Annotated in this window: 22 protein-coding genes, 3 tRNA genes and 1 pseudogene; 18 read left to right on the top strand and 8 right to left on the bottom strand. The window is 69.1% G+C overall.

Annotation, left to right across the window (positions count from 1 at the left end; translation table 11 throughout):
* The first annotated feature begins 194 nt into the window (after positions 1–194).
* Positions 195–1,040 carry a GntR family transcriptional regulator gene (locus LZF96_RS01185; RefSeq protein WP_233864728.1) on the top strand — a complete coding sequence of 282 codons (846 nt, stop codon included), beginning with the start codon at positions 195–197 and terminating at the stop codon, positions 1,038–1,040.
* Positions 1,037–1,735 (top strand): HAD family hydrolase, encoded by a 699-nt coding sequence (locus LZF96_RS01180; protein ID WP_233864712.1) that lies wholly within the window; start codon positions 1,037–1,039, stop codon positions 1,733–1,735. The genes LZF96_RS01185 and LZF96_RS01180 overlap by 4 nt, the downstream gene beginning before the upstream one ends.
* A 258-nt stretch (positions 1,736–1,993) precedes the next feature.
* Here LZF96_RS01180 and LZF96_RS01175 read toward each other — a convergent pair whose 3' ends face one another.
* The 6 genes and pseudogenes from LZF96_RS01175 to LZF96_RS01155 all read right to left on the bottom strand — a co-directional run bounded on the left by LZF96_RS01175 (position 1,994) and on the right by LZF96_RS01155 (position 9,215).
* Positions 1,994–3,355 (bottom strand): hypothetical protein, encoded by a 1,362-nt coding sequence (locus LZF96_RS01175; protein ID WP_233864711.1) that lies wholly within the window; start codon positions 3,353–3,355, stop codon positions 1,994–1,996.
* Between the two features lie 2 nt (positions 3,356–3,357).
* Positions 3,358–5,034, bottom strand: coding sequence for a DEAD/DEAH box helicase (locus LZF96_RS01170; protein WP_233864710.1), 1,677 nt, complete (start codon positions 5,032–5,034; stop codon positions 3,358–3,360).
* Positions 5,035–5,058: 24 nt separating this feature from the next.
* Positions 5,059–5,274, bottom strand: a pseudogene (locus LZF96_RS27245) (HNH endonuclease); the annotation flags it as partial.
* A gap of 734 nt (positions 5,275–6,008) precedes the next feature.
* Positions 6,009–6,896 carry a helix-turn-helix domain-containing protein gene (locus tag LZF96_RS01165; RefSeq protein WP_233864709.1) on the bottom strand — a complete coding sequence of 296 codons (888 nt, stop codon included), beginning with the start codon at positions 6,894–6,896 and terminating at the stop codon, positions 6,009–6,011.
* Between the two features lie 229 nt (positions 6,897–7,125).
* Positions 7,126–7,797, bottom strand: coding sequence for an NAD(P)H-binding protein (locus LZF96_RS01160; RefSeq protein WP_233864708.1), 672 nt, complete (start codon positions 7,795–7,797; stop codon positions 7,126–7,128).
* Positions 7,798–7,880: 83 nt separating this feature from the next.
* Positions 7,881–9,215: a hydrolase gene (locus tag LZF96_RS01155; RefSeq protein ID WP_233864707.1), complete on the bottom strand. Its 1,335-nt coding sequence runs from the start codon at positions 9,213–9,215 to the stop codon at positions 7,881–7,883.
* Positions 9,216–9,530: 315 nt separating this feature from the next.
* Between LZF96_RS01155 and LZF96_RS01150 the strand changes: the two genes are divergently transcribed.
* The 8 genes from LZF96_RS01150 to LZF96_RS01115 all read left to right on the top strand — a co-directional run bounded on the left by LZF96_RS01150 (position 9,531) and on the right by LZF96_RS01115 (position 14,563).
* A tRNA-Thr gene (locus tag LZF96_RS01150) sits at positions 9,531–9,603 on the top strand.
* Positions 9,604–9,646: 43 nt separating this feature from the next.
* Positions 9,647–9,719: transfer RNA gene (locus LZF96_RS01145), tRNA-Met, on the top strand.
* Positions 9,720–9,806: 87 nt separating this feature from the next.
* Positions 9,807–9,971 (top strand): 50S ribosomal protein L33, encoded by a 165-nt coding sequence (gene rpmG, locus LZF96_RS01140; RefSeq protein ID WP_233864705.1) that lies wholly within the window; start codon positions 9,807–9,809, stop codon positions 9,969–9,971.
* 75 nt (positions 9,972–10,046) lie between these two features.
* Positions 10,047–10,568, top strand: a complete 522-nt coding sequence (locus tag LZF96_RS01135) for a MaoC family dehydratase N-terminal domain-containing protein (protein WP_233864703.1) — start codon at positions 10,047–10,049, stop codon at positions 10,566–10,568.
* Positions 10,569–10,645: 77 nt separating this feature from the next.
* Entirely contained in the window at positions 10,646–11,050 is a 405-nt protein-coding gene (locus tag LZF96_RS01130) for a MaoC family dehydratase (RefSeq protein ID WP_233864956.1), read from the top strand.
* 89 nt (positions 11,051–11,139) lie between these two features.
* Positions 11,140–11,760, top strand: coding sequence for a TetR/AcrR family transcriptional regulator (locus LZF96_RS01125; RefSeq protein ID WP_233864701.1), 621 nt, complete (start codon positions 11,140–11,142; stop codon positions 11,758–11,760).
* 221 nt (positions 11,761–11,981) lie between these two features.
* Positions 11,982–13,439, top strand: a complete 1,458-nt coding sequence (locus LZF96_RS01120) for an MFS transporter (RefSeq protein ID WP_233864955.1) — start codon at positions 11,982–11,984, stop codon at positions 13,437–13,439.
* A 68-nt stretch (positions 13,440–13,507) separates the two neighbouring features.
* Positions 13,508–14,563, top strand: a complete 1,056-nt coding sequence (locus tag LZF96_RS01115) for a UDP-N-acetylmuramate dehydrogenase (protein ID WP_233864699.1) — start codon at positions 13,508–13,510, stop codon at positions 14,561–14,563.
* A gap of 72 nt (positions 14,564–14,635) precedes the next feature.
* Here LZF96_RS01115 and LZF96_RS01110 read toward each other — a convergent pair whose 3' ends face one another.
* Together LZF96_RS01110 and LZF96_RS01105 are read right to left on the bottom strand one after the other, a co-directional pair.
* Positions 14,636–15,655, bottom strand: coding sequence for an adenosine deaminase (locus tag LZF96_RS01110; protein WP_233864697.1), 1,020 nt, complete (start codon positions 15,653–15,655; stop codon positions 14,636–14,638).
* Between the two features lie 145 nt (positions 15,656–15,800).
* Positions 15,801–17,048 carry a pyridoxal phosphate-dependent aminotransferase gene (locus LZF96_RS01105; RefSeq protein ID WP_233864695.1) on the bottom strand — a complete coding sequence of 416 codons (1,248 nt, stop codon included), beginning with the start codon at positions 17,046–17,048 and terminating at the stop codon, positions 15,801–15,803.
* Between the two features lie 397 nt (positions 17,049–17,445).
* Between LZF96_RS01105 and LZF96_RS01100 the strand changes: the two genes are divergently transcribed.
* From LZF96_RS01100 to rplL, 8 genes are all read left to right on the top strand, one after another.
* Positions 17,446–17,518: transfer RNA gene (locus tag LZF96_RS01100), tRNA-Trp, on the top strand.
* Positions 17,519–17,597: 79 nt separating this feature from the next.
* On the top strand, positions 17,598–17,864 hold the full coding sequence (secE, locus tag LZF96_RS01095; RefSeq protein ID WP_233864954.1) for a preprotein translocase subunit SecE: 267 nt from the start codon (positions 17,598–17,600) through the stop codon (positions 17,862–17,864).
* Positions 17,865–17,976: 112 nt separating this feature from the next.
* Positions 17,977–18,873 carry a transcription termination/antitermination protein NusG gene (nusG, locus tag LZF96_RS01090; RefSeq protein ID WP_374203051.1) on the top strand — a complete coding sequence of 299 codons (897 nt, stop codon included), beginning with the start codon at positions 17,977–17,979 and terminating at the stop codon, positions 18,871–18,873.
* Between the two features lie 325 nt (positions 18,874–19,198).
* Positions 19,199–19,633 carry a 50S ribosomal protein L11 gene (gene rplK / locus LZF96_RS01085; RefSeq protein WP_233864693.1) on the top strand — a complete coding sequence of 145 codons (435 nt, stop codon included), beginning with the start codon at positions 19,199–19,201 and terminating at the stop codon, positions 19,631–19,633.
* 117 nt (positions 19,634–19,750) lie between these two features.
* The gene (rplA, locus tag LZF96_RS01080) at positions 19,751–20,470 is read left to right on the top strand and encodes a 50S ribosomal protein L1 (protein WP_233864691.1); all 720 of its coding nucleotides are present in this window, start codon (positions 19,751–19,753) and stop codon (positions 20,468–20,470) included.
* Positions 20,471–20,731: 261 nt separating this feature from the next.
* Positions 20,732–21,670: a hypothetical protein gene (locus LZF96_RS01075; RefSeq protein WP_233864690.1), complete on the top strand. Its 939-nt coding sequence runs from the start codon at positions 20,732–20,734 to the stop codon at positions 21,668–21,670.
* A 379-nt stretch (positions 21,671–22,049) separates the two neighbouring features.
* Complete coding sequence (gene rplJ / locus LZF96_RS01070; RefSeq protein WP_233864688.1) at positions 22,050–22,601, top strand: 50S ribosomal protein L10; 552 nt, start codon at positions 22,050–22,052, stop codon at positions 22,599–22,601.
* Between the two features lie 123 nt (positions 22,602–22,724).
* Positions 22,725–23,111: a 50S ribosomal protein L7/L12 gene (rplL, locus tag LZF96_RS01065; protein WP_233864687.1), complete on the top strand. Its 387-nt coding sequence runs from the start codon at positions 22,725–22,727 to the stop codon at positions 23,109–23,111.
* The last annotated feature ends 1,304 nt before the right edge of the window (positions 23,112–24,415 follow it).

Raw genomic sequence — 24,415 nt, 5'->3', positions numbered from 1 at the left:
ACCTGGCCTTTGGCGGGATTGCAGCGTCCCCGCCCTCAGCACCCGGAAGGCAGCCCAAAGAAGGCCCATCCGGGCCCCACCTCGCTCTCGCTCGGTGCGGCGTGATGAACCTAGCCAACCTTCCTAGGAAGGTCAACCAGGCTAGGAATCCTGTGCTTCCTGGGGTTGCTGGGGAGGTGGCCTACGATGAAGGAATGAGCCTTGACCCCGATGACACGCGACCGGCTTTCCAGCAGGTCAGCAGCGCCTTGCGTGCCGAGATCCTCACGGGCAAGTACGCGGCCGGTGACCAGCTGCCGTCCGGCCCCGAGCTGATGCGGCGCTACCAGGTCGCGAAGGCGACCGTGGCGAGGGCTCTCGACGTCCTGCGGGACGACGGGCTGATCGTGACCAAGAAGGGCAAGGGAAGCTTCGTCCGGCAGCGGACGGAACGGCCGGTGGGTCTCCGACCGCACCTTGAATCCGCCTTCGAAGAGGACACGGTGAGAATCGATTTCACCGGTTTCTCCAGCGAAACCCTGCACAACGCCATGCAAGAACCGCTGGACAAGGTGCGTTCGGGACGGCTCACCCCTCAGTCCATCTCGGTCCGGCTACTCCTGCCGGACACGAGCGTGAACATGGCGGTCCCGGTGCTCGCCGATGGCTTGAAGGATGATCCGGCGCTCCGTCACAGGGCCGGTCAGCTCGCGGTCAACTACGCCGGGGGGATCAAGCACGGAGTGGAGATGCTGGCCGAACTGGGCCTTGTCCAGTCGGCGAAGGTGGAGATCCGTTTCTTCCGGGCCTCGGCCCTGTTCAAGCTGTATCTCCTCAACGGAACCGAAGCTTTCTTCGGCTACTACCCGTTGCGTCAGCGGAAGATGGTGGTGGATGGGGAAGAGAGAGACTTCTTCGACATCACCGGAAAAGACACGACACTCTTCCACCACTCCACCGGACCGGACGACTCCTCACTTGGATCACAGTACGTGCAGCAGTCGCAGCGATGGTTCGACAGCACGTGGGACAGCATCGCCTTCCGGCGGGAGGACGCATGAAGCCCCAGCAGGAACTTTCCAAGCTTCTGAGTGGAGTCCGGACCCTGCTGGTGGACTTCGACGGACCGTTCTGCTCGGTGTTCGCCGGCTTGAACGCCGATGAAGTGGCGGAACGGATGCGCCGGCAGCTCGCCGATGCCGAGCATGACGTTCGGCCCGACTGGAAGGCGGAGAACGATCCGCTCGCGCTGTTGCGACGGATCGCCCATGAAGCGCCGGGTAGTGTCCCCGACGCAGACCGGATTCTGGCCGATCTGGAGACCGAGGCAGCACGGCTCGCACGTCCCAACCCCCAGATGAGTGCCGTTCTCGATGCCGCGGTTCACTCCGGCCGGGACGTCATCGTGGTCAGTAACAACGCAGGCAGTGCCATCCGGTGCTACTTGGAGAACCACAGGCTCACGCATCGGGTGAACAAGGTGGTCGGCCGGAGGCCGGGCGAACCGGAGAGCATGAAGCCGAGCCCGTGCCTGCTGCTGGACGCCATGGAGCCCGGCCGGGATGCCTCGGGGTACATCTTCATCGGCGATGCAGTACGTGACGTCGAGGCGGGTCATGCCGCTGATGTGCTCACTATCGGCTACGCCAACAAAGAGCGGAAAGAGCGTTTCCTCATCAATGCGGGAGCTGCTGTCGTGGTGACTTCCCTGCTGCCGCTAGCAGAAGCTCTGGTCGTTTCCGCCAGAACTACTTGACCTCTTGCCAATAAACAGAAGATCGAAGAATCTTCATTCTTCTCGGCTTTTATTTTATGTTTGAGTGGCGGAGCGGATCCTAAATTAGAGGAGCCGCTCCGCCATTGGTTTGAGGTTTTTGAGCATGGCGTCGCTACCGATGCAAGAGGTGATATTGGCTGCAATTGGCCAGGAGGAAATTCATCCCCCACGGTATAGCGATGTGAATGTACAGATTGCTGCGCTGCAAGTCCTCGAACAGGAAATTGCATTCCGAGACTAAACCGCACGGAGGGTTACGGTCTTCGATTCTCCAAGTAGGTCGGCCAGCTCATTAATCTTGCGCTGTAGCTCTGTAACGGTTGTACGTACAGAGTCGTCTGCAAAGTTTGCCAAGACTTCTGGGTCAATGGATTGAATGCTTTTCGCTGTGGCAGTCAGAGCCTTGGTCACTCTCGATCGATGCTCCAAAGCTTGCATCTCGGGGTCTGATTCAATAGCTTCCGTAATCAAATCTCGAACTGCTTCGTACGCGACGGAAACAGCCTCTGCGTCGGCTTCGGAGTCCTCGACGACGGCCAACTGATCACTGATCCTCGCTTTAAAATTTTCTGGCAGTTCTACCGTCTGACCAGTAGGACTTTTAGCTCTTCCTTCTTCTGCGATATTTCGAATGAATTGACTGCGCTCGTGCTTGCGGGCCTCACTTGTTAGGTGCTTCTTAATTTGAGGATCACTCGCTACGCTACGAACTAGGCTGACACGCAGTTCGTCATCTTTCTCCATTCTGGCGAATAGCGCCTCCCGGGCATTTTCGGCAGTTTTCACATCTCCGAGAATGGCTGTTCGCAGAGCTGATGGATTTTCTGCTACCTTTACAGCTAGGTTGTAGCTGGTTCCAGCGATTTCTGCTTGCTGGGCGATATTTTCGCGGCGTTCTGTACTTTTCTCGTAATTGGAAAAATAATTCGCCCACAGGTCTGCATCAGGCAGCTCAATGCTCTGCCCAGGATGCAACTCACGAGCAGATGGAACCAGCCCGGATTCCGCTGCTCGTTCCCATGCTCGGTAGAAGCGGGTGACCCGGGCCGCACTCGTATCAGCCATCAAGGCAAATTGTCTCGCTGAAACTTTCTTGAAGCGCTCCAAAGTTTCATTGGGTTTTCCCGACCCTGGAATTACGTCACCTTTATTGGTTTTTGTTTTGGCGTTCTCTGGGGTGACGTTTCGAGCAACCAGCAGGCCAAACATCCATCCGCCTACCTTCGCGTAGGAGCCGAACGCTTGGGCATCCTCGGTGATCGGGTTCAGAATATTTTGAAGGCCCTCAGTATTTCTGAGTTCTTCGACAGAGAATCCCAGCTCCTTTGCAAGTAGAGCCAAGGTTGTCTCGTCGTCAGAAACGACCTGAACGAGTTCTTCGACTGTTCGACCAAGTCCCTTAGTTGGGGCGGTGGTGACAAATTGCTCAAAGGTCTCGTATGTGACCGTCTCGCCACGAGGGGTTGTGAAGGTGCGCCAAGACCCCTCTTCCAAAACTTGACGCAAAAGCCCTGGAGCCGTTTCCATCCCGTTAAGCGTTGAACGCAGTGATGACGTAAGAACGTTTACCAGGATGGCGTTGCCGTCGGAATCGCTCATTACTATACCTCCGATAGCCATTTATCCAAAACTGAGAGCCTCTTGTTCAACTGCTCCAAAGTCTCGCTGTCCACCTTGCTGCCTAGGGTGGTGTTGAGGTCGTTGTTCAAGTGGGAATGAGGAACTTTCTTGATGGCGGCAAGCTTACTCACTTTCTTTTGGATGAGTCGGCGAGTTTCTTTTTTCTGGTCATCAAGGAGAGGTGCTTTAGGTTGCGGCTTTCGCGGCCTAGGGGCAGGGTGGGTTACGTTGCCAATTTTGAGAATTAGCGCTACTGACTCTGGTGTAATACTACGGGGGATAGCTCCCCTGGCGGCATCTAGAACGGCTTGTCCGAGCTCTCGCTCTTCTGTCGTGATGGCCTCACCATTAGCGATAGTCGCATGGTGAAGCGCCTCGGAAGATCCGACTGTTTCAAAGGCAGGGAGAAGAGAGAGTTCTCCGTCAAGGTTGCCTTCATTGGCATCCTTCTGGATTTCTCGGATGCGTTTCTCTTCGTCCGCGAGGACGGCATCGACAGTTTTCTCAATATCGCGAGCGAAGCCGAGGAGCGGCTCAATGGAAGGAATGAACAGGCGTGCCGTGGTCTCATCTTCTTCGTCACGCATTCGGACAAAGCGTCCGGTCACCTGAATAAAGAACATTTGCGTACGGATGTTGGAGGCATAGACGCCAACCGTCAACCGTGGAATGTCCACTCCTTCTGCGATCATCTGGACTGCAACAATCCACCGGCTATCATCATCGGCAAAGCTCTCAATGACTTTCGTAGCCGTGGGCTCATCGGATACTGCGATAGCGGGTCGCTCACCTGTGATTTTTTCCAGGATATCGCAGTATGCGTAAGCCTCCTGCTGACGCGCTGCGACCACTAGACCGCCTGCGTTCGGGGCATCGACTCGGGCTACTGTCAACGCTTCATTCGCCTCCCGCAACACGGAGGGAATCCAGAGACCTGTAGGATCCAAGGCCGCGCGGAGGGCGGGGGGAGTGGTCTTTTTGTCTGTGTCGGTCAACATGACCGATGTAGTTTCCACTGCTCCAGCGCGACGCCATTTGGATTCACCATCCATGGCGGGGAATACGACTGGCCGCACAACGCCACCGTCAGCCAGTGCTTTACCGTAATCATAGTTGTAGTCAGGAGTGGCACGCCCATCGTCGTAGCGAACAAATGGAATTGGGTTCCCATCGCTACGAAAAGGAGTGCCGGACAGCAGGAGCCGTCTTTCCGCTCCATCGAATGCTGCTTTGAGTGCCGAACCCCATGTCAACTTTTCGCCGTCGCCGGCGTGATGGATTTCATCGAAGACAATTAGGGTTCGCTGCATGGTGCAAAGCCTGCGCCAGAGATGAGGTGCTGAACCCACTGCCTGGTAGGTAATCACGGCCCCGTCGTAATCCGCCGCCAGCCCGCCACCGTTTTCGTACGTATAGTTCAGCTTGATGCCCGAAGGAGCGCAAGCCTGGGCCCACTGCTTTCGTAGATGTGCGGTAGGTACGACAACGACGACTTTATCAACTTCTCGGCGGGTGATGAGATCCGCAATCAGAGTTCGAGCGAGTCGCGTTTTTCCTGCTCCGGGAGTGGCGACAACCAGAAAGTTGCCATCCTTGCCTCCCTTCCGGAGGTGATACAGCTCACGTGTCTCCTGCTGCCAGCTGCGTAGCTCGTCCATCTCTTCCATCCTCCGGCTCCCCTTCCGCAGGTTGCAGTCCGGACAAAGCGCTTGTCCGTTGATCACGTCAGTGGCTCCACCCTGGGACCACGGCTTCACGTGGTCTCCGTGCCAACCTGTGGGTAACTCGATGCCGCAGGCGCTGCATCGACCATCAGCCGCCACGAAGAGCGCGATGCGCTCCCTCCTGTTGAACGAGCGTCGCCGGTCACGAGGCGTGCCCTTGGAGTCTGCTGACATGCTCGGGAGGGTACCGGTCAGGACTGACAACCCGGTGCCGTAAGCGCAAACTGACGCACAATCTGGTGACGTCCCACGTCCCACGTCCCACGTCCCACGTCCCACGTCGCTTCGTACACGGTCGGCCTTCTAGGCAGGTGACCCTCTCACCGGGTGGTGATGAGAGTGCTGAGGGAAGGCAGGAGCTGAGCCCAAACGTCCGATATGCATCTCGTGTTCCCGCCAGCTGCTGGCAGGAGCTCTTCGATCATGAGGAGCCGTGGAGCGGCTACCTTCCCCCAGGTGTTCCCCAACTACGTTGGAATCTGACGAAACCGCAGATAGCGGGGGGTGAAAGGAGCCCGCTGTAAATCTGCCGGCTCAGCCTTCCCAGGTTCGAATCCTGGCGCCGCCACCGGAACGAGGAACCCCCTCCGACCTTGCGAAACCGCAGGTCGGAAGGGGTTTCATCGTGTTCGGGTGTTGACGGCCGACCGCGCGGAGCGTCTCACCCGGTACCGCCCGTATCCCGGCTCGGATCAGCCCGTCTCCCCCGGGTGTTCCCCGGCCCGTGTTCCCCGTCCCGGACCCCGCCACCGTGGGGCATCGAGACGGGCTCCCGGTCCGCTCCGGGGCACCGGCCCCCTTCCGGTGGTCCATGGTCACCGACCGGCAGGACGATAACCGGCGTGAGGGCTTCGGCAGGGGTGAGCGGAGGGAATCCCCACCCCGGCCCACACCACCCCGAGCGGGATTCAGGCCGGTGGGGTGTCGGTGCGGGTGACGGGAATCCAGATCTCGGCGTCGGCCCGGGCGCCGTCCTCCGACAGCTCCACCCGCAGGAGTTCGGGTCCCGGCACGCTGCGGTACGGGTTGGAGGGGAACCACCGGGTGAAGACGTCCCGCCAGGTGTACTGCAAGGTCGAGGGGAACGGCCCCGAGCTCTCGAAGACCGCCCACGTCCCGGCCGCCACCGGAAGGACGTCCATGTCCGCCGGTGGCTCGGCCCCGGTCGCCGCCGCCTGGTAGTAGTCCAACTCCGTACCCTCCGAACGGTCCTCGGAGAACAGGACGGAGCCCGAGATCACGCCGTGCGGCTCCCGGTCCGACAGCGCCTCGACCCGACGGTGGGTCTCCTCCCCGATGCCGCGCACGAATTCCGCGATCGCCGGGTTCACCCCCTCGTGCACCAGCGGCACCCGGGCCTTCCGCCCGACCAGTGAGAACGCCGGCTTCTCCACGACGCGGTAACGCATCTCCCCACTCCCTTCGACGACGAGGTGGAAGGACATCCGGGACTGGAAGCGCAGGGACGCCCCCGTACGCCGGGCCTCGGCGGGACCGACACCGTGCATCGCGCGGAACGCCCGGGCGAACGCCTCGCCGGAGCCGTAGCCGTGACGCACCGCGATCTCCAGCAGTGTCCGCCCACCGGCCATCACCTCCGCCGCGGCCAGGGTGAGGCGTCGCCGACGGACGTACTCCGACAGCGGCATCCCGGCGAGAGCGGAGAACAGACGTCGGAAGTGGTACTCCGAGGTCATCGCGATGCGAGCGGGCTCCGTGACGTCGATCCGGGTGTCGGGCCGGACGACCAGCCGTTCCTCGATGTGGTCCATGGCCCGGTTGAGGTGCTCGAGCACCGGATCCCCTTCCCTTGACGCCTCCAGGTTCGGCCCCGGGCGGGGGCCGGGGCCCGACAATCCGTGCCCGCTCCGGTCGGGTGTGCCCGGTCCGGGGCGTCGGCGTGATCCCCCGGACCGTCGCCCGAGCCCGAGAACGGGACGGAAACGGTGACCGGGCCGGTGCCGGGCGTCGTGGGGGGCAAGCGGGAGGGGGCCGGGACGGATGTCCCGCCCCCCTCCCCCCGGCTCAGGAGGCGCTGGTACCGGTCAGGTCGCGGATGGCCTCGGTCACGGGCACGTCCCCATTGACCAACTCCAGGGTCAATCCGGCCGCGCGGGGCTCGTCCAGCAGACCGAGCAGCACGGCGGCGACGTCGTCGCGGGTGACCGCCGACCGGCCGGTGTGTTCGGCCAGGCGCACCCGGCCGGTGCCGGGGTCGTCGGTCAGCGCGCCGGGGCGCAGGATCGTCCAGTCCAGGCCGGCCCGGGAACGGATCTCGGCGTCGGCGGCGGCCTTGGCCCGCAGATAACCGGCGAAGACCGGTTCGGTGTCGGCGGGAGGCTCGCGGTCGGTGCCCATGGCGGAGACGACGATCATCCGACGAACCCCGGCGAGTTCCGCGGCGTCGGCGAAGAGGATGGCGGCGGCCCGGTCCACCGTCTCCTTGCGCTCGGCGCCGCTGCCCGGTCCGGCGCCGGCGGCGAAGACGGCCGCCGCGGCGCCGCGCAGATGGTCTGCGACCTCGGTGGGATCGGCCCGCTCCAGGTCGCAGACGACCGGTTCGGCGCCGATCTCCTCGAGGTCGGCGGTGTGGTCGGGGTTGCGGATGAGCCCCACGGGTCGGTCGCCGCGTTCGGCGAGCAGGCGTTCCAGTCGGCGGGCGATCTGTCCGTGGCCTCCGGCGATGACGATGCGCATGGTGTCGACGGTACGCCGGGAGGTCCGGCGGGAGGGGTTGGCCGCGCCGGCCGGCGCGCGCTTCCCGCCGACCGGGCGATGCCTCAACCGGTGGACTGGCGGGGTAGTTCGGTCGCCGCGCCGTCCCCGATGTCGCAGTACTCGCGCACGGCGCTGGTCCGCGAGACGATCCGTCCCCGGTGGACGACCAGCCTGCTGTAGGCGAGGGAGAGCACGTCCGGCAGGCAGTCACCGCGCACGGCCAGCAGTTCGGCGGGGAATCCCGCCTCGATCCGCACCGCCGGGAGTCCCAGCGCGGCTCGTGCCAGGTCGGAGACGGCCGAGTACGCCCGGCCGGGGTCCTCCCCGCCCCGGGAGACGAGCTGGCAGGCGGCCTCCAGCGGATCGCCGCGTCCCACCGGGTTGGCGGCGTCGCGCAGCGCGCCACTGCCGGCGATCACCCGGACCCCGGCCGTGCGCAGGAGGCGGGCCAGGGGAGCGGTGTCCGGTGGGACGCGGCGCGGGTGGTCGGCGGAGCGCCCCCCGCCGGACCCGCCGGAAGCCTCGGCCCCTCCGGCTCCGGACCGCAGGGGCGCGCACGGCCCCTGCGGCAGCAGGGCGACGGTCACGCCGGCGGCGGCCAGTCGGTCGGCGGCGCGGGAGAGCGCTCCGGGATCGAGCCGGGCGAGCCCCGCGCACGGGCCGATGACGACGCCCGGCCGGTGCCCGGCGACGGCCGTCGCGAGCCGGTCGAGGAGGGCGGGGTCCCCGGCGTCGGTGTGCAGGTCGAGCGGGAGGTCGTGGTCGGCGGCGGCGGCGACCAGGAGGTCGAGACAGCCGGCCGGGTCGGGGTCCGCGTCGGGCAGGCCGCCGAGCGCGTCCACCCCCATCGCGGCGGCCTCCCGGAAGAGGGCGCGCCCGTCGGCGGCGGCACGGCCGGTGAGCGGTCCGGCGTCGGCGGTCAGCCGCAGGTCGGTGAGGCCGACCAGGGATCGGGCGGCGCGCAGCGCGGCGTCGAGGGCGTGCGCTCCGTCGGCGCCCCCGATCGGGACGTGGGCGCGTTGGGCGGTGGCGCCGTGGGCGAGGTGGTGCAGGGCGGCCTCGGTGACCCGCCGGAGTACCGACCCCCCGTCCCGGGCGGCCGAGGGCGGGGGGCCGTCGGCGAGGGCCGCGGGGTCGGCCGGTGGACCGGGCGCGGTGAGCGCGGTGGTGTGATGGCCGTGGGGTTCGACGGGGGCGGGGAGCAGGAGCCAGCCGGTGAGATCGACCACACGGCCGCCGCCGGGGTCGTGGCGTCGGGAGATGGGGCGGGGTGCGAGGCTGCCGGGGGTGCCCACGGTCCGGATCCGACCGCCGGAGAGGCCGACATCCACGGTTCGGCCGTCCACGAGTCGGGGGCCGCCGAGGACCAGGGTGGTGTCGATGGGCTCGGCAGGCATGGTGCTCCCCGCGGATCGGCTGGTGGGCCGGCCCGGACCGGTGGGTCGGCCGGTGGGGCCGAGCGTAAGGGGCGAGGAGGGGCTCGGCGGGGAGGGCGGAAATAGTCGTACCGCCGTGGTCCGGGGTCGGTCCGAGTGGGCCAGGGAACGGCGTGTCGGGCGAGGTCGGAGCGGGGTCGGGCGTCCCGGGGGCCTTCCGGGGGACGAGGGCGACCGGGTGCGGGGACCCGCGTACGGGTCCGTCCGCGACGGGGCGCCGACGAGAGGTAACGGATTTCGCGTTACGGGCGGGAGCGTGTAATCTCTTCATCGCTCGCCCCAATAGCTCAGTCGGCAGAGCGTCTCCATGGTAAGGAGAAGGTCAACGGTTCGATTCCGTTTTGGGGCTCTGTGGTGTGGGACACCCGCCGCCTCGGTGGGTTCCGCATCCTGGCGGCGTAGCTCAGTCGGTAGAGCAAACGGCTCATAATCGTTGTGTCACCGGTTCAAGTCCGGTCGCCGCTACTCACCGAAGTAGCCGATGGCGGATCTCGGTCCCCGATCGGCTACTCTCTCTGTGTTGGAACTGTCCGTTCGTCAAGGAGCACTCACGTGGCTGCCACAGACGTCCGCCCGAAGATCACGCTGGCCTGCGTGGAGTGCAAGGAGCGGAACTACATCACTCGTAAGAACCGGCGGAACCACCCGGACCGCCTGGAAATGAAGAAGCACTGCCCGCGCTGCAACTCGCACACCGCGCACCGCGAGACCCGCTGACACGTGCAATCGTGCGCCGAGGCCGCTCCCTACCGGGGGGCGGCCTCGCGCGTGTACCCGGAGGTGTTCGCGCCCATGGCGCTGGATCAGTCATTCGTGGGCCGGAGCTACCCGCCCACCGAGCCGTACGAGGTCGGCCGGGAGAAAATCCGTGAGTTCGCGGACGCGATAGGCGACGACAGCCCCGCGTACCGGGACCCGGAGGTGGCTCGCGCGTTGGGATATCCCGACGTGATCGCCCCGCCCACTTTCGTGTTCTCCATCACCTACCGGGCCGCGGGCGCGGTGATCGGTGATCCCGCCCTCGGTTTGGACTACACCCGGGTCGTCCACGGTGATCAGCGGTTCGCCTATCGGCGGCCGGTGCGGGCGGGGGACCGGTTGACGGTCTCCTCGACCATCGAGTCGATCAAGTCCCTGGCGGGCAACGACGTCCTGGACATCCGGGGTGAGGTGCTGGACGCCGCCGGGGAACACGTGGTGACGGCCTGGACCAAGCTGGTCGCCCGGGCGGCCGAGCCGCCGGCGGCCCGGGACGGGAACGCGGAGGACGCGCGGGGCCGGGCGGCGACGGTCGGCGCGGGGGAGAGGGTGTGAGCGACGTGACGACGCCTCGGACGCAGGACGGGACCCGGGAGGGGGACGCCTCGGCGGACCGCCCGGCGTACACCGCCGTGGAGGTGGGGGCGACGCTGCCGGCGCAGCGCTTCCCGGTCAACCGCGAGATGCTGGTGCGTTACGCGGGTGCCTCCGGTGACTTCAACCCGATTCACTGGAACGAGCGATTCGCCCGGGACGTGGGGCTGCCCGACGTCATCGCGCACGGCATGTTCACCATGGCGGAGGCGGTGCGAGTGGTCACCGACTGGACCGGCGACCCGGGCTCGGTGGTCGAGTACGGGGTGCGCTTCACCAAGCCCGTGGTGGTCCCCGACGACGGAGTGGGCGCCGTGGTCGAGGTCTCCGGCAGGGTCGCGGCCAAGGACGACGAGGAGCGGACCGTAAGGGTGGACCTGACCGCGGTCTGCGACGGTCGGAAGGTGTTGGGGATGGCCCGCGCGGTGGTCCGGCTTCCCTGACCCCGGTCGGGCCGGGCCCGGGCACGGGGATCCGTGTCCGGGGGCTCCGGCGATTGACAAAGTTAGTGATTGGCCAATAACTTCGAATCATGGCTGGAGCGGACATGCGGATGAGCGCGGAGGAGCGGCGCGAGAGCGTCGTGCGGGCCGCGATCGTCGAGTTCGCCCGGGGTGGGTACGCGGGGACCTCCACGGCCGCCATCGCGCGTCGGGTGGGGGTCTCCCAGCCCTACCTCTTCCGACTCTTCCCCGACAAGCGGGCGATCTTCCTGACCGCCGCGCGGCGCTGCACGGACGAGATCCGGGAGCGCTTCGCCGAGGTGAGCGAGGGGATGGATCCCGAGGAGGCGACGGACGCCATGGGGCACGTCTATCCGGATCTGGTCGTCGACCGCGACCGATTGCTGTTCCAGATGCAGATGTACGTGGCGGCGGCCGTGGCCGACGCCACCGGGGATCCGGAGTTCGCGGCCGAACTCCGGGGGGTGTGGGGTGACCTGTGGGATCTGGTGCACATCCGGCTCGGGGCCGACTCCGGACGGACCGACGAGTTCATGGCGATGGGCATGTTGATCAACGTCCAGCTCGCCCTCGGCTTTCCGCCGGACCATCGGGTGTGGGCCGGGTGTCTGGAGCGGAATCCGGACTTCCTGTCGGGGATGGGGGAGGGAGTGGGGGAGGCCCCGGTCGGGCCCGACGAGGGGGAGTGACCCGCTCCGGGTGGCCGCCCGTGGGCGGCCGTTTTTTCGGTCCCTGAAAGTTATTGATCGATCACTACTTGGGTGATGGGCGGGAGTCCGCCACCCGGAGGGAGAACACGATGAGCGACACCGCGGCCCCCGCGCCGACCGGGTCGGAGGCCGGACCACCCGACCACCGCCCCCCGGCCCGCCTCGGCTGGGTCCTCGGCATCACCGGCACGGCCACCTTCATGGCCGCCCTGGACAACCTCGTGGTCACCACCGCGCTGCCGGTCATCCGCGAGGACCTGGACGGCAGCCTCGCCGCTCTGGAATGGATCGTCAACGGCTACACCCTGCCGTTCGCCTGCCTGCTGCTGTTCGCCGCCGGGCTCGGCGACCGCTTCGGCCGCCGCCGCGTCTTCACCGGCGGCGTGATCGTCTTCACCCTGGCCTCCGCCCTCGCCGCGCTGGCCGGCTCCACCGGGGAACTCATCGCCGCCCGCGCCCTCCAGGGCGTCGGCGCCGCCGTCCTCCTCCCGCTGAGCCTCACCCTCATCACCGCGAGCGTTCCCGCCCAACGGCGCGGCACCGCCTTCGGCATCTGGGGCGCGATCAACGGCCTCGCGGTCGCCGGCGGCCCGCTCGTCGGCGGCGCCGTCACCGAGCACCTGAGTTGGCACTGGATCTTCTGGCTGAACGTCCCCGTGGGGCTGCTTCTGCTGCCGCTGATCCGGTTGCGCCTGCCGGAGAGCCGGGGCACGGACACCCGCCTCGACGTCCTCGGCGCCCTCCTGGCCTCCGCCGGTCTCCTCGGTGTCGTCCTCGGCATCGTCCGCGGCCACGAGCACGGCTGGACGGCGGCCTCCACGCTCGGCCCGCTGGGCGCCGGCGTCGCGGTGCTGGCGCTCTTCGTGCGGTGGGAGCGTCGGGCGCCGGCCCCGCTGCTGCCCCTCGAACTCTTCCGCTCCCGCACCTTCGCGCTGATCAACGCCGCCAGCCTGCTGATGTTCCTGGGTATGTTCGGCTCGATCTTCCTGCTCACCCAATTCCTCCAGATCATCCAGGGGCACGGCCCGCAGTCGGCCGGCCTGCGGATGCTGCCGTGGACCGCGGTGCCACTGCTGATCGCCCCGCTCGCCGGGGTCCTCACCGATCGGATCGGCGGACGGCCCGTGGTCACCACCGGGCTGGCCGTGATGGCCGCCGGGCTGGCCTGGTTCGCGCTGGTCGCCGACCCGGAGGTGGGCTACGCCGCGCAGGTGCCCGCGTTCGTGCTCTGCGGGCTCGGCATGGCGATGTTCTTCGCACCGGCCGGCGCGATGGTGATGGGCGCGGTACCCGCCGGCCGCCAGGGAGTGGCCTCCGGTGTCAACAACTCCCTGCGCGAGGTCGGCGGGGCGCTCGGCATCGCGCTGCTGGCCTCGGTCTTCGCCGCCCGGGGTGATTACGCGCCGCCGACGGCCTTCGTGGACGGGTTGGTTCCGGCGCTGTGGCTGGGAGCGGCGGTGATGGCGGTCGCGGCCCTCCTGGTGTTCGCCGTTCCCCGGCCCGGCACATCGTCGGGGGACGGGAGTCCCTCCGCGCCGGTCGATCGCGCCGACGGCTCGGCGGCGCAGGAGGGGTCCGCCGGCGCGGCCCCGGCCGTGGTCACCCCGGGTGGGAGCCCGCCGGCGCCCCCGGTCGGTGTGGAGCCCGACGGCCGGTGAGTCCGGAGGCCCCGGCCCCCGACCGCCGCCCGCCGGTCGGGGCCGGAGCCGCCGGATACCCTGAGCGGGTGCAGGAACGACGCGATGCCCCCCTCGCCCCGCTGACCACCCTCCGCCTCGGCGGCCCGGCCCGCCGGCTCGTCACCGCCGAAACCGACGAGGAGGTCGTCCGGGCCGTCCGCGAGGCGGACGCCACGGGCACCCCGCTGCTGGTGTTGGGCGGCGGCAGCAACCTCGTCGTCTCCGACGACGGCTTCGACGGCACCGTGGTGCGGGTCGCCTCCACCGGTGTCCGGTTCGACGGCACCCGGGTGGAGGTCGCCGCCGGGGAGAACTGGTCGGCGCTGGTCGACCGGGTCGTGGCCGGGGCATTCGCCGGCATCGAGTGCCTGGCCGGCATTCCCGGCTCCGTCGGCGCCACCCCGGTCCAGAACGTCGGCGCCTACGGCCAGGAGGTCGCCGACGTGCTCACCGAGGTCGTGGCCCTGGACCGCGGCACGGGCGAGGTCGTCACCCTGCCCGCCGCCGAGTGCGGCTTCGCCTACCGTCACAGCCGGTTCAAGGCCGAGCCGAACCGCTGGGTGGTGCTGCGCGTGCGCATGGGGTTGGAGGACGCCGACGGGCTGTCGGCACCCCTGAAGTACGCCGAGACCGCCCGTCTGCTCGGTGTCTCCCCCGGCGACCGGGTGCCGATCGGCGACGCCCGCGACGGGGTGCTGCGGCTGCGTGCCGGCAAGGGCATGGTGCTCGACCCCGATGACCACGACACCTGGTCGGCCGGCTCCTTCTTCACCAACCCGATCCTCGACGAGGGGGCCCTGGCGGCCTTTCGTCGGCGGGTGACCGAACGGCTTGGCCCGGAGATCACCCCACCGTTGTACCCGGCGGGGGAGGGGCTGACCAAGACCTCCGCCGCCTGGCTCATCGAGCGCGCCGGCTTCGCCAAGGGGCACGGGGACGGCCCGGCCCGGATCTCGGGCAAGCACACCCTCGCCCTGACCAACCGGGGAGGAGCGCGCACCGCCGATCTGCTGGCGCTCGCCCGTGAGGTGCGCGCCGGGGTGCGCGAGGCGTTCGGCGTGACCCTGGTGAACGAGCCGGTGACGGTCGGCGTGGAGCTCTGAGCGACCCCGACCCCGACCCCGACCCCGACCCCGACCCGGCCGGGGACCGGGTACCCGATCCCGGCCCTCTCGTCAGGAGGCCAGCCAGGCGTCGATGTCGATCAGCAGCTTCTCCCGCATCTCCGCCGGCGCGGTCGAGCCACGCACCGACTGCCGCGCCAACTCGGCCAACTCCTCGTCGGTGAAGCCGTGGTACCGGCGGGCGATCTCGTACTGATCGGCCAGCCGGGCGCCGAACAACAACGGATCGTCGGCTCCCAGCGCCATCGGCACGCCCGCCTCGAAGAGCCGTCGCAGCGGCACGTCCTCCTGGCGCTCGTACACGCCCAGCGCCACGTTGGACGCCGGACACACCTCGCAGGTCACGCCGGAGGCCGCCAGCCGCTTCAACAGCCGGGGGTCCTCCGCCGCCCGCACGCCGTGGCCCACCCGCCCGGCGCCCAGGTCGTCCAGACAGTCCCGCACGCTCTCCGGGCCCGCCAACTCCCCGCCGTGCGGGGCGGCCAGCAGGCCGCCCTCACGGGCGATGGCGAACGCCCGGTCGAAGTCGCGGGCGAAGCCGCGGCGTTCGTCGTTGGACAGCCCGAAGCCGACGATGCCCCGGTGGGCGTTGCGCACGGCCAACCGGGCCAGGGTGCGGGCGTCCAGGGGGTGCTTCATGCGGTTGGCGGCGACCAGCACCCGGATCTCCAGGCCGGTGTCGCGGCGCGCGGCGTCCACCGCGTCGAGGATGGTCTCCAGCGCGGGGATCAGGCCGCCCAGCCGGGGGGCGTAGGAAGTGGGGTCGACCTGGATCTCCAGCCACCGGGACCCGTCGCGCAGGTCCTCCTCGGCGGTCTCCCGCACCAGCCGGTGGATGTCCTCCCCGGAGCGCAGGCAGGAGCGTGCCATGTCGTACAGGCGCTGGAAGCGGAACCAGCCGCGCTCGTCGGTCGCCCGCAACTCGGGCGGTTCACCGCCGCTCAACGCCTCCGGAAGGTGCACCCCGTACTTGTCCGCCAGCTCCAGCAGGGTCGGTGACCGCATGGAGCCGGTGAAGTGCAGGTGCAGATGGGCCTTCGGCAGCAGCCGGACGTCACGAACGCTCTCCATCATCGGATATTGCCGCATGGGGGCGCGCGGAGGAAAGTCGCGGCTCCCGAACGGGCGCCGCCCCGAACGCGGGAGCGGGGAACGCTTCCGCGCCCGGGGCGGGCGGGTGGGCCGTCGGGCACCGGCCGGGGGGCTCGCGATGCGGTCAGTCCCGTGCCTCGGCGAGCAGCTTCTGCATCCGGGAGACGCCCTCCACCAGGTCCTCGTCACCCAGCGCGTAGGACAGCCGCAGGTAGCCGGGGGTGCCGAAGGCCTCGCCCGGCACGACCGCCACCTCGACCTCCTCGAGGATCAGTTCGGCCAGCTCCACGCTGCTCGCCGGACGCTTCCCCCGGATCTCCCGGCCCAGCAGACCCTTGACCGACGGGTAGGCGTAGAACGCGCCCTCCGGCTCGGGGCACTCCACGCCCTCGATCTCGTTGAGCATCCGCACCATCGTCCGGCGCCGCCGGTCGAACGCCTCGCGCATCGCGGCCACCGCCTCCAGGTCACCGGAGACGGCCGCCAGCGCGGCGGCCTGCGCCACGTTGGAGACGTTGGAGGTGGCGTGCGACTGCAGGTTGGCGGCTGCCTTGACCACGTCCTGCGGACCGATCATCCAGCCCACCCGCCAGCCGGTCATCGCGTAGGTCTTGGCGACCCCGTTGACCACCAGGCAGCGGTCCCGCAGCTCGGGGACCAGCACCGGCAGCGAGGTGAACTCCGCGTCCCCGTAGACCAGGTGCTCGTAGATCTCATCGGTCAGCACCCACAGGCCGTGCTCCACGGCCCAGCGCCCGATGGCCTCCACCTGCTCGCGCGGGTACACCGCGCCGGTCGGGTTGGAGGGCGAGACGAACAGCACCACCTTGGTGCGCTCGGTGCGGGCCGCCTCCAGTTGCTCGACGGTCACCCGGTAGCCGGTGGTCTCGTCGGCGGTCACCACCACCGGCTCACCGCCGGCCAGCCGGATCGACTCCGGGTAGGTGGTCCAGTAGGGGGCCGGGACGATGACCTCGTCGCCCGGGTCCAGGATCGCGGCGAACGCCTCGTAGATGGCCTGCTTGCCGCCGTTGGTGATCAGCACCTGAGCGGGGTCCACCTCGTAACCGGAGTCCCGCAGGGTCTTCTCCGCGACCGCCCGCTTCAGCTCCGGGAGACCACCGGCCGGGGTGTAGCGGTGGAAACGCGGCTCACGGCAGGCCGCCACGGCGGCCTCGACGATGTAGTCCGGGGTCGGGAAGTCCGGCTCACCGGCGCCGAAGCCGATCACCGGGCGCCCGGCGGCCTTCAGGGCCTTCGCCTTGGCGTCCACGGCGAGGGTGGCGGACTCGGAGATCGCGCCGACCCGGGCGGAGACCCGGCGCCCGGTCGACGAAGCGGCTGACTGTCCGTTGGCAGATTCGGCACTCATAACGGCATCGTCCCGGGTTCGGGCCACCGGGGCGCACCGGGGTCCGGGGGGCGGGCGCGCGGCGGACGGCGCGGGGGGCCCGACCTCGGGTTCCGCCGGTTCCGGCGGGTGGTCGCGGGCGACGCGCCGGGGAACCGACCGGCCCCCGGGAAGGGGTTCGCGCGGGTTCGCGGGGGCCGCGCCGGGGCCCGTGACGCGGGGTCGCCCGGGGGCGGTGTGGCGGTTGGGGCGCGACCGGTGTTCGCCCTCCCCGGGGTCCGGCGGGGAGATTTTCGCGCCCAAGGCGTTCGACGCGACGGCTTCCACCACGTACACTCGTTGATCGTCGGCCCCAACCGGGAGTCACTGTCGCGGGTATCGGATGATCCCCGCCGATGGGGTAGGTTGTGCCGTACAAAGGGTCGTAGCTCAATTGGTAGAGCACTGGTCTCCAAAACCAGCGGTTGGGGGTTCAAGTCCCTCCGGCCCTGCTTTCACGACGTACAGGCCGCCCGGCCCGTCCGGGCGGCCACGACCATGACCGGGATCGGGTGAGGACGAGTGGCTGGGATCACGGACTCCGTCGAGGCGCCGGAGCCCCACGGCGAAGGCGTCGATGGCGGGCGTCGCGGCCGTCGTGCCAAGCGCGGCCCGCTGGGCCGTCTCGCCCTGTTCTACCGCCAGGTCGTGGCGGAGCTGCGGAAGGTCGTCTGGCCCACCCGCCACCAGCTGACGACGTACACCGTGGCGGTGATCGCCTTCGTTCTGGTGATGATCGGGATCCTGACTGTGCTTGACTGGGGATTCGGCCGGGTCATCGAGTACGTCTTCGGCTGAGCCGTCCGGCCCCGGGGTCGGGACACCGTCGTTCCGGGAGATTTCCGGCCACGCCGGAGCCCGCGCGGGTCGGTCGTTCCCACCCACGTGACGCCAGGAAGAAGCAGCTACCGTGTCTGACCTGAACCCCAACGAGGCCGCCGCGACCGCCGGGGGCGACGAGACCGCGCGCGACATCGCTGGCGCGGTGGACACTCCCGAGCGGATCGACCTCCCCACCGGCGACGGAACCGCCGAGGAGCCGGGCGCCGACGCCCTCGACAGCGAGAGCGCCGAGGAGCCCGCCGGGGAGACGGTCGACACGCCGGAGGCGTCGGTCGACGGGGTCGCGTCGACCGAGGGCGCGGAGGATGCCGAGGACACCGGGGACGCCGCCGTCGAGGTCGGGGAGAGGCCGGACCCGGTGGCGGTCCTGCGCGAGGAACTGCGCCTGCTCCCCGGCGACTGGTACGTCGTGCACACCTACGCCGGTTACGAGAACCGGGTGAAGACCAACCTCGAGCAGCGTGCCGTCTCGCTCAATGTCGAGGACTACATCTTCCAGGTCGAGGTGCCGCAGGAGGAGGTCGTCCAGATCAAGAACGGCGACCGCCGCACCGTGCGTCAGAACAAACTCCCCAGCTACGTGCTGGTCCGCATGGAACTGACCAACGAGTCCTGGGGCGTGGTGCGCAACACGCCGGGCGTGACCGGCTTCGTCGGCAACGCCTACGACCCCTACCCGCTCACCCTCGACGAGATCGTCAAGATGCTCGCCCCCGAGGCCGAGCAGAAGGCCGCCGCCGAGGCGGCGGCGGCGGGCGAGCCGGTTCGCGGCCGCAAGGTCGAGGTGCAGGTCCTGGACTTCGAGGTCGGCGACTCCGTCACCGTCACCGACGGCCCCTTCGCCACGCTCCAGGCGACCATCAACGAGATCAACGCCGACTCCAAGAAGGTCAAGGGCCTGGTGGAGATCTTCGGCCGCGAGACCCCGGTCGAGCTGAGCTTCGACCAGATTCAGAAGAATTGACGCGTCGGAAGAACTGACGCGTCCTCGGGAGGGGCCCGTCACGCGGTCCGTTCCTCCCGTGAGACCATCCGCCCCGGGCGGGGTCCGGCAGCAGCCGGGCCCCGCCCGGCTGCGTTGACGCCCATCCCGAAGGGAGTCGGGGGAGTACGGGGAGCGACGTGCGCGTCCCGTGCGCCCCGGACGCTCCCCGGTCGGGGCCCGACCGCCCGGCGCCGGAGATTTCGCGCCCCGGGCCGTACCCGCTATCGTTGTGCGGTATGCCTCCGTGCGGGCGTTTTCCGCCGGCCGGGGGTTTCGACACTCCCACTAGGACCCGGAGACGAGCATGCCTCCCAAGAAGAAGAAGGTCGCGGGGCTGATCAAGCTCCAGATCAAGGCCGGTGCCGCCAACCCGGCCCCGCCGGTCGGCCCCGCGCTGGGTCAGCACGGCGTCAACATCATGGAGTTCTGCAAGGCCTACAACGCCGCGACCGAGTCGCAGCGCGGTTGGGTCGTGCCGGTGGAGATCACGGTCTACGAGGACCGCTCCTTCACCTTCATCACCAAGACCCCGCCGGCCGCGCGGATGATCCTCAAGGCCGCGGGCGTGGAGAAGGGCTCCGGCGAGCCGCACAAGACCAAGGTCGCGAAGATCACCCGCGAGCAGGTCCGTGAGATCGCCACCACCAAGATGGAAGACCTCAACGCCAACGACCTGGACGCCGCGGAGAAGATCATCGCCGGCACCGCCCGTTCCATGGGCGTGACCGTCGAGGGCTGATCCCCCGGCACCCCCCGTGGGAGGGCTCGCGCGGCCCGTACCACGACTCCCCATCAGCAACCGGACCGGCGGCGGCACGACACCGACACCCGACCGCCGGAACACAGAGGAGAGACAGTGAAGCGCAGCAAGGCCCGTCGCGGCGCCGAGGAAAAGATCGACCGTACGCGGCTCTACGCGCCGCTGGAGGCCGTCCGGCTCGCGAAGGAGACCGCCTCCACCAAGTTCGACACCACCGTCGAGGTGGCCATGCGGCTGGGCGTCGACCCCCGCAAGGCCGACCAGATGGTGCGCGGCACCGTGAACCTCCCGCACGGCACCGGCAAGACCGCCCGGGTCCTGGTCTTCGCCACCGGTGACCGTGCCGAGGCCGCGCGTGCCGCGGGCGCCGACATCGTCGGCGCCGACGAGCTCATCGACGAGGTGGCCGGCGGTCGTCTCGACTTCGACGCGGTCGTCGCCACCCCGGACCTCATGGGCAAGGTCGGCCGCCTGGGCCGGGTGCTCGGTCCGCGTGGTCTGATGCCGAACCCGAAGACCGGCACCGTCACCCCCGACGTGGTCAAGGCCGTCACCGAGATCAAGGGCGGCAAGATCGAGTTCCGCGTCGACAAGCACTCGAACCTCCACTTCATCATCGGCAAGACCTCCTTCGACGAGACGCAGCTGGTGGAGAACTACGCCGCCGCGCTGGAGGAGATCAACCGACTGAAGCCGTCGGCCGCCAAGGGGCGGTACATCCGCAAGGCGACCCTGACCACCACCATGGGCCCCGGTATCCCGCTGGACGGCAACCGGACCCGCAACCTCCTCTCCGAGGAGCCGGTCGGGGTCTGATCCCGCCCGGGGTGTTCCCCGCGCCGGTCCCGACCGTCCCTCGATGAGGGGACGCTGCGGCGCCGGCACGTTTTCGCCACGTCCGTCCCCGTTCTGCCACAGAACGGGGACGGACGTTTTTTCGTGCCGCACCCCCGGGATACCGTCGTTGAACCCACCGATTCCGGGGCGGGGTGGCGATATCACCCCGGCGGGACCGGTGGGGCATCCGGGCCCGGAGACACCGCGCCCGACCGACAGACCCCCGGGGGAGCTTCGATCATGCGCATCGTTCGCAAGGCGGCCCTGTGCGCCGCGACCGTCGGCCTGGTGGCCGTCACCGCGGCCTGCGGCGGCGATGAGGGAAACGACGCCGCGGACCGCGCGGACAACACGGCGACGGAGGGCACCGACGAGGGCTCGGACGACTCCGCCCGGGGGGCCCGGTCGGCGATCTTCGAGGCCCTGCAGGCCTCCGCCCAGCGGGCCTCCGACGCGGAGACGGTGGCCTTCGAGACCACCATGACCATGTCGGACGGCGCCGAGGAATTCGTCATGGCGCTGTCCGGCGTCATGGGCTGGAACCCGGTGTCCATGGACGTGACCATGGACATGGGTGAGCTGGGCGCCCTCATGGGTCAGGAGGAGGGCGCCACCATGAACATGCGGTGGTTGGACAACATCCTCTACATGGGCGGCCCGCTCTTCGAGTCCGAGCTGGACGGCGCCTCCTGGATCAAGATGGACCTGGAGGCCGCGGCGGCCGAGGGCAACGACGCGGAGCTGGAGCAGATGCTCGCCCAGCTGGACCAGGCCGAGCGGATGGCGCAGAGCCCGGCCGACCAGATGGGGCTGCTGCTCCAGTCGCCGTCCCTGGAGCACCGGGGCACCGAGCGGATCGAGGGCGTCACGGCCGAGCTGTACACCGGCACCCTGACGATGGAGGAGCTGCTGGAGGCCGACCCCTCCACCGGTGTCCTCACCGAGGAGGAGCTGGAGGAGATGCGGGCCACCCTGGCCGCCGCCGGCACCGACACGGTCGACCTCGGCATCTGGGTGGACGAGAACGACTACCCGGTCCGGATCGACATGGAGATGATCGCGGAGGGCATGAACGTCGTGAACTCCACGGTCTACAAGGACTACGGCGTGGCACTGGACTTCGACCACCCGGCCGACGCCGAGGTCGTGGACATGGCCGAGATGTCCGGCGGCTACTGAGCCGGTCCGACCCCACCGCACCACCACCGCCCCGGGGGCGGGGGACGACCGTCCCCCGCCCCCGGGGCGCGTGCGCGGAGGCGCGCGCACGCGCCGCCGGGAGAGCCGCGCCGGGTCCGATTTGCCGTGACGCTCCCGGCTCCCGTACGCTTCCCCCGAAGCCAGAGACCGCTGGTTGCCGCCGGGCCCGTCCCGTCGGCGAAGGATCCGCTCACGCGGACGACCCGCGCAGGTGACCGAGGACGGCATGCGGCCGCGCCCCCGTACGGGAGGCGAACGGCCCGCCCGAGCCCCGTGCGCCCGCGCCGGGGCTCTTTTCGCGTGACGCGCCGATCTCCTTCCGTGCGGTCCCGACAACCCGGAAGGAGGGCAGAGGTTCATGGCAAGCCCCGACAAGATCGCGGCCGTCGCGGAGATCAAGGAGAAGTTCGAGAACTCCAACGGCGCCGTCGTGACCGCGTACACCGGACTCTCCGTGGCGCAGCTCCAGAACCTGCGCCGGGCGCTCGGCGACAACGCCCAGTACCGCGTCGCGAAGAACACGCTGACCAAGATCGCCGCGAATCAGGCCGGCATCGGTCAGCTCGACGAGTTCCTCAAGGGCTCGACCGCGGTGGCCTTCCTCACCGGTGACCCGGTGGAGGCCGCCAAGGGCCTGCGCAACTTCGCCAAGGAGAACGACGCCCTCGTCATCAAGGGTGGCGTCCTCGACGGCAAGGCGCTCAGCGCCGAGGAGATCAACAAGCTTGCGGACCTCGAGTCCCGCGAGGTGCTGCTGGCCAAGCTCGCCGGTGGCATGAAGGCGTCCATGGCCAAGGCCGCGGCGACCTTCCAGGCCCCGCTGTCGAAGTTCGTCCGCACCGCGGACGCGCTGCGCGGCAAGGTCGAGCAGGGCGGTGCCGGTACGCCGGCTCCCGCCGAGGCCGAGTGACACCCGCCACCGGCGGGAGCTGAATCGGCCCGGCGGGCGCAGACCCGCCGACACACCCACTCGGTGCCGTCGAATCCCTTCGGGGAGCCCGGCACCGGCCCATCGATTGGAAGGAGCGCCATCATGGCGAAGCTGTCCCAGGACGAGCTGCTCGAGCAGTTCGGCGAGATGACCCTCATCGAGCTCTCCGAGTTCGTGAAGGCCTTCGAGGAGAAGTTCGACGTCGAGGCCGCCGCCCCGGTCGCCGTCGCCGCCGGTGGTGCCGTCGCAGGTGCCCCGGCCGAGGCCGAGGCCGAGCAGGACGAGTTCGACGTCGTCCTCACCGGCGCGGGCGCCAAGAAGATCCAGGTCATCAAGGTCGTGCGCGAGCTGACCTCGCTGGGTCTGAAGGAGGCCAAGGAGCTGGTCGACGGCGCGCCGAAGCCGGTCCTGGAGAAGGTCGACAAGGCCGCCGCGGACAAGGCGAAGGAGTCCCTCGAGGGCGCCGGCGCCTCCGTCGAGGTCAAGTGATCGCGGCGGACCACCGGTCCGCTGTTCCCACTCGCGAACGGTCGGTCGCGGGTCGCCCATCGGGCGTCCCGGGCCGGCCGTTCGGCGTTTCCCGGCCCCCGTTCCCAGGCCATCCGGCACCCCGGCACCCCGGCACCCGATTCCCGGGCATTCCGGTGTTTCCGGGCGGGCGTCCGGGGGCTCGGCCGGTCATCGGATGGGTGAGTTGCCCCCACTCCGATCCCGGCCCTCGGTAAGGGCTTTCCAACGATCCCAGTGGGCCCGGACCGATGTGCGACGGGTGCGGTGGGGTGATGTGGCCCCGAGGGCCCCGGAGGGGCTTCCGTCGACTTCCGGGCCGCTTCCCGCCCGACCTTCGCCCCGTCGCGGCCCCTCACTCCCCGCCGGGGTCGGGCCGACACCCATCCGGGCGAAATCGCCCCGGTCTCCCCGCCCGCCCGTCCCGGCGCGCCCGGCCCGGCCCTCCGAACCACCGACCGGAGCCGTCGCCGGCCTCGCCGGCCGGGTGAACTCCGGTGCCGTGCGCGTCGATCGGGTGAACGCCGATCGGGCGCGCGGCGGGCACGGGGCCGTGGGAAAACCCGCCGGTCCGGTGCCCGGTCACCCCCGGCCGGTTTCCCGACACCCCACCGGTGCGGTCGTCCGCCTCCCCCGGGGGAGACCGGTAGGGTGATCTTGCGCGTCGCCCGGTCGTGTCCGATCCCGCACGTGCCGCCACGGTTCGTCTCCACCGTGTCCCGTCGGGCCCGCCCGACCGGGCCCGCGACGGACCGGCCCTTGACGAACGGCGGGGGGCACGGGATTCTCGGGACGCGGATCGCGCCGGGCGGCCGGGGCGGTCCGACCGGCGAATCGGTTTCCCGTCGGATGCATGAATCGCGCCCGAAGCGGGAAACCATGCCGCAGGCAGGATCGAGGCGGCCCCCGGGGACGGGCGCCGCGGTGACGGAAGTGACGGCTTCCGCTCCGACGACCGAGGCGGTCGGGGTGGATGAGGCGGTCGGGCACCGGGTCGGTTCGGACCCCGGTTCCGGGTCGTGGCGGTGTGTGGTGCGTAGGGTGGACCCCCGGGTTCACAGGACTTGTCGGGGCCCGGGTTTCCCGGGTGGGTGCGGCGGCTCCCGTGTCGAGGGCGTGAGCGGGCCGCGGCTGCCGATCGGGGGGTCTCCCCTCCCGGCGGGGATCCGTACCGACGGGGTCCGGGAGGGCCGACCGGAGGGATGTCCGGGGTCGGTCCGGGCATTCCCGTGACGCGGTGTGGACATCGGCGTGTCCCGGGGCTACACTGTCTCTTTGCGCTGCCT

The organism is Streptomyces sp. ST2-7A, from assembly GCF_021390475.1.
In the GTDB taxonomy this organism is placed as follows: Bacteria; Actinomycetota; Actinomycetes; order Streptomycetales; family Streptomycetaceae; genus Streptomyces.
This window is presented reverse-complemented; position numbering and strand designations above follow the sequence as displayed.

Excerpts from the sequence above, each read along its gene's own strand:
- LZF96_RS01075 (WP_233864690.1), top strand. The coding sequence starts at position 20,732 with ATGCGCATCGTTCGCAAGGCGGCCCTGTGCGCCGCGACCGTCGGCCTG.
- rplL (WP_233864687.1), top strand. The coding sequence starts at position 22,725 with ATGGCGAAGCTGTCCCAGGACGAGCTGCTCGAGCAGTTCGGCGAGATG.
- LZF96_RS01175 (WP_233864711.1), bottom strand. The coding sequence starts at position 3,355 with ATGAGCGATTCCGACGGCAACGCCATCCTGGTAAACGTTCTTACGTCA.
- LZF96_RS01125 (WP_233864701.1), top strand. The coding sequence starts at position 11,140 with ATGGCTGGAGCGGACATGCGGATGAGCGCGGAGGAGCGGCGCGAGAGC.
- LZF96_RS01170 (WP_233864710.1), bottom strand. The coding sequence starts at position 5,034 with ATGGACGAGCTACGCAGCTGGCAGCAGGAGACACGTGAGCTGTATCAC.
- LZF96_RS01180 (WP_233864712.1), top strand. The coding sequence starts at position 1,037 with ATGAAGCCCCAGCAGGAACTTTCCAAGCTTCTGAGTGGAGTCCGGACC.
- LZF96_RS01160 (WP_233864708.1), bottom strand. The coding sequence starts at position 7,797 with ATGCGCATCGTCATCGCCGGAGGCCACGGACAGATCGCCCGCCGACTG.
- LZF96_RS01110 (WP_233864697.1), bottom strand. The coding sequence starts at position 15,655 with ATGGAGAGCGTTCGTGACGTCCGGCTGCTGCCGAAGGCCCATCTGCAC.
- LZF96_RS01105 (WP_233864695.1), bottom strand. The coding sequence starts at position 17,048 with ATGAGTGCCGAATCTGCCAACGGACAGTCAGCCGCTTCGTCGACCGGG.
- LZF96_RS01120 (WP_233864955.1), top strand. The coding sequence starts at position 11,982 with ATGGCCGCCCTGGACAACCTCGTGGTCACCACCGCGCTGCCGGTCATC.
- LZF96_RS01135 (WP_233864703.1), top strand. The coding sequence starts at position 10,047 with ATGGCGCTGGATCAGTCATTCGTGGGCCGGAGCTACCCGCCCACCGAG.
- rplJ (WP_233864688.1), top strand. The coding sequence starts at position 22,050 with ATGGCAAGCCCCGACAAGATCGCGGCCGTCGCGGAGATCAAGGAGAAG.
- LZF96_RS01185 (WP_233864728.1), top strand. The coding sequence starts at position 195 with ATGAGCCTTGACCCCGATGACACGCGACCGGCTTTCCAGCAGGTCAGC.
- rplK (WP_233864693.1), top strand. The coding sequence starts at position 19,199 with ATGCCTCCCAAGAAGAAGAAGGTCGCGGGGCTGATCAAGCTCCAGATC.
- LZF96_RS01155 (WP_233864707.1), bottom strand. The coding sequence starts at position 9,215 with ATGCCTGCCGAGCCCATCGACACCACCCTGGTCCTCGGCGGCCCCCGA.